Here is a 12,881-nt window from a genome sequence, read left to right on the forward strand (position 1 = left end):
ATCCCGGTACTCAAATCAATACTTGAAGAAGATTTCCTGCAGCCGCGCCGGCTCGCTGGTTTCGGTCAGCGCGAGTGTCAGCAGAACGCGAGCCTTCTGCGGACTAAGGTCATCCGCCACCACGAAACCGTATTTCTCATCATCCACCTCCGCGTCGAGAGTCACGTGGCCGCTGCCCACTCGAGCGCTGCGAACCACGGCGACTTCCTCTTCCCGCGCCTTGGCTAGCGCTGCCTCCACCTCAGGATGGAAATTGCCGTTGCCGACCCCGGCGAACACGATGCCCTCGGCGCCCGAGGTGACGGCGGCCTCCACCAGATGGCTGCTGTCGCCAGCGTAGCCGTAGAGGATATCCACCTGAGGCAAGGATTCAAGTTCGTCGATCTTGAACTCGCTCTCGGCGGTATGAGCCTGGATCGGCGCCTCGTAGAGATTGACCTCACCGAAGAAGACGCTGCCCATGGGGCCAGCGTTACGCGCTTCGAAAGTAGCGGGATTGGTGGTGTTGCCCTTGGTCACGTCCCGCGCACCGAAGACCGTTTCGTTCAAGGTCAGCAGCACGCCTTTGCCTCGGGCTTCCGGAGCGCCTGCCAGGGCCACGGCATTGAACAGGTTCATGGCGCCATCGGCGCTCATGGCGGTGCCCGGACGCATCGAGCCAACGAGTACCACCGGCTTGTCGCTGGGTACGGTCAGATGCAGGAAATAGGCGGTTTCCTCCATGGTATCGGTGCCATGAGTGATCACCACCCCGTCGACCCCATCGTCCGCAACCGCCTGATTGACCGCCTTGCCGATCGTCAGCCAGTCCTCCGGCGTTATGTGCTGACTCGAGGTTTGGAGAACCTGTTCGCCGCTGACATCGGCGATGTCGCTGATCTCCGGCACATTCTGTATCAATTCATCGACAGCCACCTCGGAGGCTTCGTAACCAGCCTCCGTGGCGGAGGCGCCGCGCCCGGCGATGGTACCGCCGGTGGCCATTATCTTGATCGAGGGCAGATCGGCCGCCAGAGCGTCGATGCTCAGGACCAGGGCTACGCATCCGGTAAACAATGCCAGACGTGGAAAAAGTGAAACGTTCATTTCGATGCACTCCGCTTCAGATTATTGCCGAGCGTATGCCTTTGCATACAGGAATAGCCCAGAATCGACGATGCTCTCTTATCGAAAAACATCAGGGTCTTGAGCACTCAGTCTAGTCGCGTTTCCGAAGCCATGACGTCCATAGGTTCCGAACCGGCAATTGCTCTCGGCACCCTAGCTATCCAGCCGCTGCTGCCCGACCCATTGACAGGCGAACTGCCAGGCGGCGCGACCGCTGCGCCCGCCGCGCAGAGTGGCGAAGCGAAGCGCTTCTTCTCGCGCCTTGGCGTTCCAGTCATCCTCGTTGCCAATACTGGCAACCCAGTGGGCGCAGGTGTCCAGGTAGGTCTGCTGGTTGAAAGAGTGAAACGCCAGCCATAGCCCGAAGCGATCCGACAGGGAAATCTTTTCTTCCACCGCGTCGCCATGATGCAGCTCATCGTCCAACAACCGGGTGGATTCGTTGTCCGTCAGGGATTCCGGCAGCAGGTGGCGGCGATTGGAGGTGGCATACAGCAGCACGTTGTCCGGCGGTCCGGTCAGGGTACCGTCCAGTACGCTTTTCAGCGCCTTGTAGGCATCGTCGTTGCATTCGAAGGAGAGGTCGTCGCAATACACCACGAAACGCTGGGGTTGATCCCTGAGCTGCTGCACCAATACCGGCAGACCGATCAGGTCGTGACGATCCACCTGGATCAGCCGTAGCCCCTCATGTGCCAGGGAATTGAGCAGCGCCCGCACCAGGGAAGACTTGCCGCTACCGCGAGCGCCCCACAGCAGCGCGTGATTGGCCGGAAGGCCCTGCAGAAAGGCTCGGGTATTGGCGTACAGCGCCTGCTTCTGACGCTCCACCCCCAGCAGATCGTCCAGGGTCAGGGCGTCGCGCACTTCCACCGGCACCAGATTGCCCCCCAGAGCATGGCGCTGCCACAGGGCCGCGATATCCCGCTGCCAGTCAAGAGGCGGCGGCGGTGCCGGCAACCAGTGCTCCGCCCGGTCCAGCAGCCCCAGCAGGCGTCGTGTCAATTCCTCGTCCAAGGCTTGCTCCTTAGGGTTTCACCCTTGTCGATTGGCGCTTCACTTACCTTGCGCATCCGTTAGAATCCCTCTAGGACAGGTTGACCTGTCATCATATCCGGGTATCTTGTGGCGAAATCCTGACTCGCCTTTCGTCATTCATCCTAAAGGAATCTTCTGCATGCGTTGGCTTCATCATTTTGCCATTGGCGTTCTGTGCCTGACGCTGGCGGCCTGCTCCAGTTCTCCCACCGGTCGCCAGCGGCTGACCTTCTTCCCGGACGAGCAGCTTGATCAGATGGGCGCTCAGGCCTTCGAGCAATATCAAAAAGAGCTGCCCACGGTTAACGGCGCGCCGCTGCGCTACGTGGAATGCGTCGCGGAAGCGCTGATCGAGGAGCTTCCTCCGGAGGAGCGCGCCCAGCCCTGGCAGGTGCGAGTGTTCAAGGACGACGCCGCCAACGCCTTCGCCCTGCCCGGCGGTTATATCGGCGTCAATACCGGCCTGTTGAAGATCGCCACCGACCAGGATCAGCTTGCCGCGGTCATCGGACATGAAATCGGTCATGTGCTGGCCCAACATGCCAATGAACGTGCTTCCACCCAATCCGCTACTCAACTGGGGCTTTCCGTGGTGCAATCCGCCGCCGGCCTCGAAGGACCGCAGGGCGAACAGCTGATGGGGCTGCTGGGCGCTGGTGCTCAATACGGCGTGCTGCTGCCCTTTTCTCGACGCCATGAAAGCGAAGCGGACACCATCGGCCTCAGGCTGATGGCGAATGCGGGATTTGACCCCCGGGCCAGTATCGATCTCTGGCAGAACATGAGCCAGGCCGGTAACGGCCAGCCGCCGGTATGGATGTCCACCCACCCCAGCCACGGCCAGCGGATCGGTGGCCTGCAGGCCGGCATGAACGAGGCCCTGGCAAGCTACAACCAGGCCCAGGATCGCGGCAAGCGGCCCAACTGCCGCCAACCCTGATTATCCTTCATCAAGCAATTGACGTAAGCGCTCGCGCACCACTTGTGTATCCGGGCGCTTGCCGCGCCACAGCTGGAAGGAGACCGCTGCCTGCTCCACCAGCATGCCCAGGCCGTCCAGAGGACGAGCGCCCTGTCTGGCTGCCCAGCGCAGAAATACCGTGGGTTCGGCGCCATAGAGCATATCGTAGGCGGTGGCGCCGGGCGCGAAAACGGTTTCCGCCAGAGGGGGTAACGTCCCGCCCAGGCTCGCGCTGGTGCCATTGATGACCAAGTCGAAGCGCCCTTCGACTTCCGCGTAACCGCCGCCGGCGATCTCGCCCAGATCGCGAAAATCTTCAGCAAGTTGGACGGCCTTCTCCGGCGTACGGTTGGCGATGAATAGCGCTTTCGGCCTCGCCTGCAAGAGCGGTTCGAGCACCCCGCGCACCGCCCCGCCGGCGCCCAGCACCAGAATACGCGCGCCTTCCACAGTGACTCGATGATGCGCCAGATCCCGGGTCAGACCCAGGCCATCCGTATTGTCGCCTCGGATTCTACCATTCTGCGTCGGGCCATCCGTTTCCAATATCAGCGTGTTGACCGCCTTCGCCCGCCGGGCACGATCGCTCAGGCTGTCGCACAGGCGAAAGGCGTCTTCCTTGAAAGGCACGGTGACGTTGGCGCCTTTCCCCCCTTGCGCAACGAAACGCTTCCAGGCGCCGGCGAAGTCCTCCAGAGGCGCTTCGATGGCGCTATATTCCAGATCCTCGCCGGTCTGCTCGGCGAAGGCCGCGTGAATCATCGGTGACTTCGAATGATTCACCGGATGGCCGAACACGCAGTAGTGATCCGTCATCGGCTTGCTCCTTCGGCTTTCCCCAGCTCTTCGGCTTCCGACAGCCAGTCCCGAGGATGCAGGTAATCCCGGTACAGCAGCGCTTCGGGGCTATCCGGCTCCGGCGTCCAGGCATAGTGCCAGTGGGCCACCGGCGGCATGGACATCAGAATCGACTCCGTGCGCCCGCCGCTTTGCAGACCGAACAGGGTGCCGCGGTCCCAGACCAGGTTGAATTCCACGTAGCGCCCGCGCCGGTAGAGCTGAAAATTGCGCTCCCGCTCCCCCCAGGGCGTGCCCCGCCGACGCTGGACGATGGGCAGGTAGGCCGGAAGAAAACTGTCGCCGACGGCCTTGAGAAAATCGAAGCAGGCATCGAAGCCGCCTTCGTTCAAGTCGTCGAAGAACAGTCCGCCGACACCGCGGGTCTCATCCCGGTGACGCAGATAAAAATACTCATCGCACCAGTCCTTGTAGCGCGCATAGACCGCTTCGCCGAAGGGCGTGCAGGCGTCCCGGGCCACTCGATGCCAGTGCACCACGTCCTCGAACACCGGATAGAACGGCGTCAGATCGAAGCCGCCGCCGAACCACCAGACCGGCTCCGCTCCAGGTTTTTCGGCAATAAAGAAGCGCACGTTGCCGTGGCTTGTAGGCACATGAGGATTTTGCGGGTGCAGCACCCAGGAAACTCCCACCGCGTGAAAGCTGCGCCCGGCCAGCTCCGGGCGGGCGGCGGTGGCGGAAGGCGGCAATTCCTCACCAAAGACGTGAGAATAGTTGACCCCACCCTTTTCGAACACCGCGCCGTTCTCGATCACCCGGGAGCGGCCACCACCGCCACCTTCCCGCTGCCAGGCATCCTCGCGAAAGCCGGCTTCACCGTCCACTTCTGCCAGCGCCTGACAGAGTCTTTCCTGTAGATCCATCAGGTAAGTCTTGACCGGTTCAAGCTGTGTGTGGGCCACGAAGCCTCCCATGTAAATGTCTGGATTTGGAGTTGCCGACTGGCTCAGGGGCGTAGTATTCGCCCGGTGGTGAGCTCATGAATCGTGCTGGGGCGAGGATACCGCCCTAGCTCTCCTTCAAGGATGACCGCGACCCGCTGACCGAAGGCCGCGCGCACCTCCGCGGAAGTCCGTGCTGGAGAGCCGCCGGCAAGATTCGCGGAAGTGGAAACGATCGGCCCGCGGAAAGCGCGGCACAGCCTCGCCACCAGCGGATGATCGCTGAGCCTGAGAGCTACCTGGGAATGCTCGCCGCGAAGCAGCGGATGCGCTCGACCGTTGTCCGGCACCAGCCAGGTATGCGGTCCCGGCCAGCTGGCGAGCAGCGTCTCGCGCTGAGAAGGCGTGATTCCCGCAAGCCAGGGGTCGAGCTGGTCGATGTCACCGGCGATCAGGATCATGCCCTTGGCCGGATCACGCTGCTTGAGTGTCAGCAAGCGCTCGAGAGCCTGGGGATTGTCCGGATCGCAGCCCAGCCCCCACACCGCTTCCGTGGGATAGGCAATGGTTTCACCTCGGTTCAGCGCGGCGACGGCAGCGTTCAGCGCTTGAGCGTCTTTATCCGCCGCGCTGTTTTCGATCCTGGAGGCTTGCTTCGGCTGCGCCTTTTGCTGATCCGCCATCGAACGTCAAGATCCATGCCAGTGAGTCACCGGCGGATTCTATCATGTCAGCGATCACGCCAGGGAAGCCAGGCGTATCCAGCCCCCGCTGACCTGAGCGACGACCCCCTCGAGTTCCAGTTCGAGCAACCGCAGTTGACAGGCGCTGACGTCCTTGCCGGTCAGCGCGAGCAACGCATCCAGAGGCGTCGGCACGTCGCTGAGCAGATTCAGCAGGGGATCGCTGGAGACGGAGGAAGAAGGGGCTTGCGAGCTAGCGTGAGTGGCAGACGCCGTACCGCCGGAAGCTTGCGGAAACGAAAGCATGGGGTTTGCCTGCCAGTGCTCGAGTTCGTCGATCAATTCCTCGACGCGGGTCACCAAGGTGGCGCCCTGACGAATCAGCCCTAGACAGCCCTGGGCCTGAGGATTATGCAGGGAGCCCGGCAGGACCAGCACGTCGCGATTCTGTTCCATGGCAAGCCTGGCGCTGACCAAGCTGCCGCTTCTGTGAGCGGCTTCCACTACCAGCACGCCGAGGGATAGCCCGGTGACAATACGATTGCGCCGGGGAAAGAAAGCCGCCCGGGCCGGGGTGGACGGCGGATGCTCCGAGAGCAGCAGACCACCATCCTGCAGGTGGCGCCGATACAACCTCGCATGGCGGGGTGGATAAATGACATCCACGCCGCAGCCGAGTACCGCGATACTGACGCCTCCGGCGTCGAGCGCCGTCTGCTGCGCCTGGCCGTCGACTCCCAGCGCCAGGCCGCTGACCACACACCAACCGCGCTCCGCCAGGCCCCGGGCGAAGGCAGCGGCATTGTTGAGCCCGTCTCGGGTCGGCCGTCGGGAGCCGACCATGGCGACTCGCGGTGGTGACAAGGCGCTCAAATCTCCCTTGGCCCATAGCACCGCGGGTGGATCAGCGATCTCGTCGAGCAGTACCGGCCAGTGCGGATGGCCGGGATGCAGAAAATGATGATTCCGGTCCTGTGCCAGCCATCTTTTCAAGGCGGTAATTTCGGATTGAAAAGGGTTACGGTCCGGCTGTTCGAGCCATAGCCGCAGCATTCGGCGTGGCGCTTCCGGCAGCAGCGCCAGCCAGCCCTGCGGCCAGACGGGTCGCTTTGCTCTCAGCATCGCGAGGCGCCTGGGTCCTAGGTTGGGCAGAAGCGACAGTATCAGCCAGTCTTGAGGAGTCATCGGAATACGCTTACCGGATTCGATCAGGGGTTTGCCACCAGCAGGTCGTTCGCATCCGGATTACGCAGCCTGTCGCCAACGGACAAGGGACGCGAGGTCTGCATGACCAGCGCGTAGCTGAGCTTGTCGTATACCTGAAACACCATGACGAATCCCGCCTCGACGGCGGGCAGCTGCAGGATTTCATCGCTGCGCGGATCGCTGACCATTTCACCAGGCTGCACGACTTTCAGCACCTGCCCCGCCGCGAGACCGCTTCGAGCACCGGCGTCCAGGGTCACGACCTGACGCTGTCCGGCGAAACGCACGCCGCCGGGCACCGCGATGATCTGACTATCGATGGGTCGAGACGGCGCACGGAGTTCGAACTCGTCGGCACGCATCACCGGAACCAGGGGCAGCACCAGATCGCCGCTGCTGACTTCCTGGCGCGAGGTGTCCAGCGTCAGGGTAGCGATGTCGCCCTGGCTGGCCTGGTGGCGACCCGTGGCAACCTGAATCAGCTCTCGACCCAGCACTTCCCCGCCGGCGGCCACATAGCGCTCACCGGGGCGATAGATCGCATAGGCCTGACGCGGTGTCAGATTTCCCCGCGCGTAGACCGTATCCCCGGCCCCGCTGATCACCTGCCGATCGTCACCGGCGACTACATAAGCGAAGTCGCCGGTAGTCCGGTCGTCTCCCAGGATGCGGTATTCATCGAGGAAATGACGCACTTTTTCCAGGGGGAGCGGCGCCACGGCTTCCCGACGCGGGATGCGCCGAATATCCGGGGAAAGCTTTACGACCTCACGCCCTTTCTCGAGCATCAGGCAGGGGCGCCCGTTGCAGTCCTCGAGCACAATGGTATCGCCGGGATAGATCAGGTGGGGATTGTCGATCTGGGAATTGACCTGCCAGAGTTCCGGCCATAGCCAGGGATGGCGAAGATAGCGTCCGGAAATATCCCACAGGGTATCACCGCGCACTACCGTATAGCGCTGCGGCGCGTTTTCCTTGAGCCCCGCGTAAACCAGCGACTGGGCGCTGCTCGGCAACGCCATCAGCAGGCTCGTCAGCGCCGCGCCTCCCCGTATCAGCGCTCGCCTTTTGATACCTTCGATCATGTTTTCCATTCCTCGTTGTTCGGCGGCGTGCTGTATCGCGCTATGATGTTACAAATTGTAATTCTAAGTGTAGCCATATTATCGGCTGAGCGCACCGATAGAAGAGGGATGACATAAACAATATTTCGAGAATTTACTCACAGGACCCCTCCGATAGCATTCAACTATGGAAGCCATGACGAGACGGCGGTTCCGTTCCCTTGTCCCGCCCACTACAATAGAGGTATATCCCTGATGACCGTAAAAACGGTGATTGAAACATTATGGCTAAATTAACCATCCTGGAATTTCCCGACGAGCGCCTGCGCACCAAGGCGGTACCCGTGGACGTTGTCGACGACGAGATTCGTCGGCTGGTGGACGATATGCTGGAAACCATGACGGACGCCAAGGGAATCGGACTGGCGGCGACTCAGGTAGACGTTCATCGTCGCGTGATCGTGATGGACGTCAGCGAGGCAGGCAACCAGCCGCTGGTGCTGATCAACCCGAGCTATGTGCCTCTGGACGATGAGCGCGAACCCATGCAGGAAGGCTGCCTGTCGATTCCGGAATACTACGCCGAGGTGCCGCGAGCACTGCGGGTCAAATTAAACGCCTTGGATCGCAACGGCGAGGCTTATGAACTCGAGGCGGACGGCCTGCTGGCCCATTGTATTCAGCACGAGTGTGACCACCTGGAGGGCGTGCTGTTCGTCGACTATCTGTCGCCGCTCAAGCGCGAACGGGTCTTGAAGAAGATGCAGAAGAGACATCGCCAGCTGCAAGACGCCTGATTGTCGCCGTCGCTGAAACCGGGGCCGCCATGGGCTATCATGGCGGCCCTTCTTGCTGTGTTGTCGTTACAGAGAGCCTGAGTAGAGAGCTCTTGACCGAGGCCCCATGTCCCGATCCCTGCGCGTCATCTTTGCCGGTACGCCGGCTTTCGCCGCGGTAAGCCTGGCGGCGCTGCTCGATAGCCGCCATCAGGTAGTGGCGGTCTACACCCAGCCCGACCGTCCTGCCGGTCGCGGGCGCAAGCTCACTCCGAGCCCGGTCAAGGCGCTGGCCCTGAATCACGATTTGCCCGTCAGGCAGCCGGCGTCCCTCAAGACGGCGGAGGTTCAGGCGGAACTGGCTGCTTTCGACTCGGATATCATGGTAGTGGCCGCCTACGGCCTGCTGCTTCCTCAAGCGGTGCTGGAGATTCCGCCGCTGGGCTGCGTGAATGTGCATGCGTCCCTGTTGCCCCGCTGGCGGGGGGCGGCGCCTATCCAGCGCGCCATCGAAGCGGGAGATCGGGAGTCCGGCATCACCATCATGCAGATGGACGCCGGGCTCGATACCGGCGCGATGCTGCTGGAACAGCGCATCCCGATCACTGCAACCACCACCGGCGGTGACTTGCACGATCGTCTGGCGATTCTCGGCGGCGAAGCCCTCGTTACCGCCCTGAACGCCCTGGCACAAGCCTCGCTCCCGGCAACGCCGCAACCGCTAGAAGGCATTACCTATGCCGCCAAGCTGTCCAAGGCGGAAGCGGCGCTGGATTTCACCCTTCCCGCCGCCAGGCTCGCCGCAAAGATACGTGCCTTCAATCCCTGGCCGGTGGCCTGGACGCGGCTTGACGGCGAGCCGCTGCGCCTGTGGCTCGCCGAAGCCGGCGTCGCAAACGATGATTCCGCCACCGCTCCAGGTACCCTGCTACCGACGAGTGGCCAGGCCCTGCGTATCGCCTGCGGCGCCAGAGGCGACGAAGTGTTGAATGTCACCCGAGCACAACTGCCCGGGGGCAAGCCGCTGGCTGCCCGAGATCTGCTCAATTCCCGCCGCGAACGCTTTACAGCGGGTAAACGACTCGGCGCACCCGAGGATGATCGGGCATGAAGAAACCCGCAGTTAACCCCGGCAGCGGTGAAGCCCTGCGCGCCAGCGCCGCCCGCAGCCTGGTGCCGGTGCTGACCGGTCGCGGTTCCTTGGCCGGCCTGGACGTTCGACAAGTCGCGCCACGAGATCGCAGCCTGCTGCGAGCGCTCTGCTATGGCGTCTGTCGCACCCTGCCCCGTCTGGAAGCCCTGGCGGCGGCGCTATTGAGAACGCCCTTCAAGGCTCGAGACGCGGACGTTCAGGCGCTGCTGCTGCTGGGCATCTACCAGCTTCTTTATCTGCGGGTGCCGGCGCACGCCGCGGTGGGCGAAACCGCCGGGGCCGCCCGCGCCCTGAACAAGCCCTGGGCCACTCGGGTGCTAAACGGCTGCCTGCGCCGGCTGCAGCGGGAAGCGGACACCTTGCAGGAACGGGTCGATCAAGAGCCCAGCGTCGCCTTGATGCATCCGCCTTGGCTGCTCGATGCGCTGCGCCAGGCCTGGCCCCAGGACTGGCAGGACATCGCCCGAGCCAACAACCTGCCTGGCCCGATGACCCTGCGAGTCAACGCGCGGCTCAATACTCGCAACGCCTATCTGGAAATCCTCGAGAACCAAGGGATAAAGGCCCGGCCCTGCGCTTACGCACCGCAGGGCCTGACGCTGGAGTCACCTTGCGAGGTCGAGGCGCTGCCGGGATTCAATGAAGGTCTGGTCAGCGTGCAGGATGAGGCCGCGCAATTGGCGCCGGAACTGCTGGCGCCGACGCTGGCGGATCGACCCGGGGCCCGAGTGCTGGACGCCTGCAGCGCCCCGGGCGGCAAGACCGCTCATCTGCTGGAAGCTTTTGATCTCGAGCTGACCGCCTTGGACAACGATCCCCAGCGTCTGACCCGAGTAGAGCAAACCCTGGACCGGCTCGACCTGACGGCCACCTTGAAAACCGCGGACGCCAGTACCCTCGACTGGTGGGACGGCCAGGCCTTCGATGCTATCCTGCTGGACGCGCCCTGCTCCGGCAGCGGCGTGATTCGCCGCCACCCCGATATCAAGCGCCTGCGCCGCCCGAACGATATCGAGGATCTCGCCGGGCGCCAGGGAGCGATTCTCGATGCCCTGTGGCAAACCCTGGCGCCGGGAGGCGCGCTGCTTTACGCCACCTGCTCCGTGCTGCCTCGGGAAAACGCCGATCAGATACGCGATTTCCTGGATTGCACTTCGGATGCCCGGGAAATCACTCCGGAGAATCTACCCTGGGGGCGCCGGACGCATCCCGGGCGCCAGCTGCTGCCCCAGCCCGACGGTCACGATGGTTTCTACTATGCGCTTATCGCAAAAGCCAGCGCTTGATATAAACGCCTTGTTTGAAGCGACTCTTGTCCGAAGCAACTATCGAAAGATCAGGGTCTTTTCCTCGCCAAAGCATCAACGGCTATACTGGCAGCGCAATCCCTGACACGACGCTTCGCCAACCGTGTTTTTAGCGATCACATCTCAAGGAGTTTCAGATGTCGAATGTCTACAAGCAGGTCGAACTAACCGGCTCATCGACCAAGGGCGTCGAAGACGCTATTTCCCAGGCCATCGCCAAGGCCAACGAGTCCCTGCACGACATGCGCTGGTTCGAGGTCATCGAAACCCGCGGCCACATCGAGCACGGGCGAGTCGCTCACTGGCAGGTCACTATCAAGGTAGGTTTCACTCTCGACTGAGCGTCGGCCACCGGTTTCCCGCGAACCCCTCGTCCTGTTTTCCACGGGACGGGTGGTTTATGCTACGCCCCGCCAGCAGGGCCTTCCTCACGCGATGGATTGAGCGACGTTGAAAATCATCATTCTGGGTGCCGGTCAGGTGGGCGGAACCCTGGCCGAACACCTGGCGCATGAAGAAAACGACATCACCGTAGTGGATACGGACGGCCAGCGGCTGCGCGACTTGCACAATCGCCTGGATATCCGCACCGTCTCCGGCAAGGCTTCCTACCCGATGACCCTGCGTCAAGCCGGGTGCGAAGACGCAGATATGCTGATCGCGGTCACCAATTCCGACGAAGTCAACATGATCGCCTGTCAGGTAGCACATACGCTGTTTCGCACGCCCACCAAGATCGCCCGAGTGCGGGCCACCGCCTACCTCACCCGCAAGGGGCTGTTCGCCCACGAAGCGATTCCCATCGACGTGCTGATCAGCCCGGAGCAGGTGGTAACGGACCATATCCGTCGCCTGATCGAATATCCGGGCGCCCTGCAGGTGCTGGAATTCGCCGGCGGCCAGGCCCAGCTGGTGGCGGTCAAGGCATTCTACGGCGGTCCGCTGGTGGGCCAGGAACTGGGGTTTCTGCGCCGCCACATGCCCAATATCGATACTCGAGTGGCGGCTATCTATCGGCGCAACCGCCCGATCATTCCTCGGGGCGATACGGTGATCGAGGCAGACGACGAGGTGTTCTTCATTGCCGCGCGCCGGGACATTCGCGCGGTGATGAGCGAACTGCGCCGGCTGGATCGAGACTTCCGGCGTATCGTGATTGCCGGCGGCGGCAATATCGGCGAACGTCTGGCGGAAAATCTCGAGCACAGTCATCAGGTCAAGATCATCGAACACAGCATCGAACGCTGCTCCACCCTGGCGGACCGCCTGGACCGCACCGTGGTGCTGCACGGCAGCGCCACCAGCAAGCAGCTGCTGCTCGAAGAAAATATCGAGGACTGCGATATCTTCTGTGCGTTGACCAACGACGACGAGGTCAACATCATGTCGTCGATGCTCGCCAAGCGTCTGGGGGCCAAGAAGGTGCTGACCCTGATCAACAACGCCGCTTACGTGGATCTGGTGCAGGGCGGCGAGATCGACATCGCCATTTCCCCCCAGCAGGCGACCATCGGCGGACTGCTGACCCATGTGCGCCGGGGGGATATCGTCAACGTGCACTCGTTGCGTCGCGGGGCGGCGGAGGCGATCGAAGCCATCGCTCACGGCGATGCCCAGTCCTCCCGAGTCGTGGGACGCGCCATCGGCGCCATCGATCTGCCCAGCGGCACCACCATCGGCGCCATCGTTCGGGACAAGGAGGTGCTGATCGCTCACGACGACGTGATGGTGGAATCCGGTGATCACGTGATTCTGTTCGTGATCGACAAGCGTCGTATTCGCGACGTGGAACGGCTGTTCCAGGTCGGCCTGACCTTTTTCTGACCGCCTCCCCCAAGGTAAAC

General features: G+C 62.7%; 13 protein-coding genes. 6 read left to right on the plus strand and 7 right to left on the minus strand.

The features are described 5' to 3' along the window. Positions 1 to 15: 15 nt before the first annotated feature. The gene (locus tag FGL86_RS01105) at positions 16 to 1,086 is read right to left on the minus strand and encodes a type II asparaginase (protein ID WP_147182870.1); all 1,071 of its coding nucleotides are present in this window, start codon (positions 1,084 to 1,086) and stop codon (positions 16 to 18) included. Between the two features lie 174 nt (positions 1,087 to 1,260). Next, on the minus strand, positions 1,261 to 2,124 hold the full coding sequence (locus tag FGL86_RS01110) for an ATP-binding protein (RefSeq protein WP_147182871.1): 864 nt from the start codon (positions 2,122 to 2,124) through the stop codon (positions 1,261 to 1,263). A gap of 160 nt (positions 2,125 to 2,284) precedes the next feature. On the opposite strand from FGL86_RS01110, the gene FGL86_RS01115 reads away from it, so the two are divergent. Continuing rightward, positions 2,285 to 3,085, plus strand: coding sequence for a M48 family metallopeptidase (locus tag FGL86_RS01115; RefSeq protein WP_147182872.1), 801 nt, complete (start codon positions 2,285 to 2,287; stop codon positions 3,083 to 3,085). Here FGL86_RS01115 and aroE read toward each other — a convergent pair whose 3' ends face one another. The 5 genes from aroE to FGL86_RS01140 form a co-directional block, all read right to left on the minus strand. Beyond that, entirely contained in the window at positions 3,086 to 3,922 is an 837-nt protein-coding gene (gene aroE, locus FGL86_RS01120) for a shikimate dehydrogenase (RefSeq protein WP_147182873.1), read from the minus strand. Further along, entirely contained in the window at positions 3,919 to 4,869 is a 951-nt protein-coding gene (gene hemF, locus FGL86_RS01125) for an oxygen-dependent coproporphyrinogen oxidase (protein ID WP_147182874.1), read from the minus strand. The genes aroE and hemF overlap by 4 nt, the downstream gene beginning before the upstream one ends. Before the next feature lie 44 nt (positions 4,870 to 4,913). After that, on the minus strand, positions 4,914 to 5,531 hold the full coding sequence (tsaC, locus tag FGL86_RS01130; RefSeq protein ID WP_147182875.1) for an L-threonylcarbamoyladenylate synthase type 1 TsaC: 618 nt from the start codon (positions 5,529 to 5,531) through the stop codon (positions 4,914 to 4,916). Positions 5,532 to 5,585: 54 nt separating this feature from the next. Continuing rightward, on the minus strand, positions 5,586 to 6,653 hold the full coding sequence (gene dprA / locus FGL86_RS01135) for a DNA-processing protein DprA (RefSeq protein ID WP_342780062.1): 1,068 nt from the start codon (positions 6,651 to 6,653) through the stop codon (positions 5,586 to 5,588). Positions 6,654 to 6,739: 86 nt separating this feature from the next. Continuing rightward, entirely contained in the window at positions 6,740 to 7,822 is a 1,083-nt protein-coding gene (locus FGL86_RS01140) for a LysM peptidoglycan-binding domain-containing protein (RefSeq protein WP_147182877.1), read from the minus strand. Between the two features lie 263 nt (positions 7,823 to 8,085). On the opposite strand from FGL86_RS01140, the gene def reads away from it, so the two are divergent. The 5 genes from def (at position 8,086) to trkA (ending at position 12,861) form a co-directional block, all read left to right on the plus strand. Further along, positions 8,086 to 8,598, plus strand: coding sequence for a peptide deformylase (gene def, locus FGL86_RS01145; RefSeq protein ID WP_147182878.1), 513 nt, complete (start codon positions 8,086 to 8,088; stop codon positions 8,596 to 8,598). A 106-nt stretch (positions 8,599 to 8,704) separates the two neighbouring features. Then, positions 8,705 to 9,688, plus strand: coding sequence for a methionyl-tRNA formyltransferase (gene fmt / locus FGL86_RS01150; protein ID WP_147182879.1), 984 nt, complete (start codon positions 8,705 to 8,707; stop codon positions 9,686 to 9,688). After that, the gene (gene rsmB / locus FGL86_RS01155; protein WP_147182880.1) at positions 9,685 to 11,016 is read left to right on the plus strand and encodes a 16S rRNA (cytosine(967)-C(5))-methyltransferase RsmB; all 1,332 of its coding nucleotides are present in this window, start codon (positions 9,685 to 9,687) and stop codon (positions 11,014 to 11,016) included. Before fmt ends, rsmB begins: the two co-directional genes overlap by 4 nt. Positions 11,017 to 11,174: 158 nt before the next feature. Continuing rightward, positions 11,175 to 11,378 (plus strand): dodecin, encoded by a 204-nt coding sequence (locus tag FGL86_RS01160; RefSeq protein ID WP_147182881.1) that lies wholly within the window; start codon positions 11,175 to 11,177, stop codon positions 11,376 to 11,378. A gap of 109 nt (positions 11,379 to 11,487) precedes the next feature. Then, entirely contained in the window at positions 11,488 to 12,861 is a 1,374-nt protein-coding gene (trkA, locus tag FGL86_RS01165) for a Trk system potassium transporter TrkA (RefSeq protein ID WP_147182882.1), read from the plus strand. Positions 12,862 to 12,881: the final 20 nt, after the last annotated feature.

Origin of the sequence: Pistricoccus aurantiacus (assembly GCF_007954585.1) — a bacterium.
GTDB classification, from domain to species: domain Bacteria; phylum Pseudomonadota; class Gammaproteobacteria; order Pseudomonadales; family Halomonadaceae; genus Pistricoccus; species Pistricoccus aurantiacus.

Excerpts from the sequence above, each read along its gene's own strand:
- FGL86_RS01105 (WP_147182870.1), bottom strand. The coding sequence starts at position 1,086 with ATGAACGTTTCACTTTTTCCACGTCTGGCATTGTTTACCGGATGCGTA.
- FGL86_RS01115 (WP_147182872.1), top strand. The coding sequence starts at position 2,285 with ATGCGTTGGCTTCATCATTTTGCCATTGGCGTTCTGTGCCTGACGCTG.
- aroE (WP_147182873.1), bottom strand. The coding sequence starts at position 3,922 with ATGACGGATCACTACTGCGTGTTCGGCCATCCGGTGAATCATTCGAAG.
- tsaC (WP_147182875.1), bottom strand. The coding sequence starts at position 5,531 with ATGGCGGATCAGCAAAAGGCGCAGCCGAAGCAAGCCTCCAGGATCGAA.
- dprA (WP_342780062.1), bottom strand. The coding sequence starts at position 6,653 with ATGCTGAGAGCAAAGCGACCCGTCTGGCCGCAGGGCTGGCTGGCGCTG.
- FGL86_RS01140 (WP_147182877.1), bottom strand. The coding sequence starts at position 7,822 with ATGATCGAAGGTATCAAAAGGCGAGCGCTGATACGGGGAGGCGCGGCG.
- def (WP_147182878.1), top strand. The coding sequence starts at position 8,086 with ATGGCTAAATTAACCATCCTGGAATTTCCCGACGAGCGCCTGCGCACC.
- fmt (WP_147182879.1), top strand. The coding sequence starts at position 8,705 with ATGTCCCGATCCCTGCGCGTCATCTTTGCCGGTACGCCGGCTTTCGCC.
- rsmB (WP_147182880.1), top strand. The coding sequence starts at position 9,685 with ATGAAGAAACCCGCAGTTAACCCCGGCAGCGGTGAAGCCCTGCGCGCC.
- FGL86_RS01160 (WP_147182881.1), top strand. The coding sequence starts at position 11,175 with ATGTCGAATGTCTACAAGCAGGTCGAACTAACCGGCTCATCGACCAAG.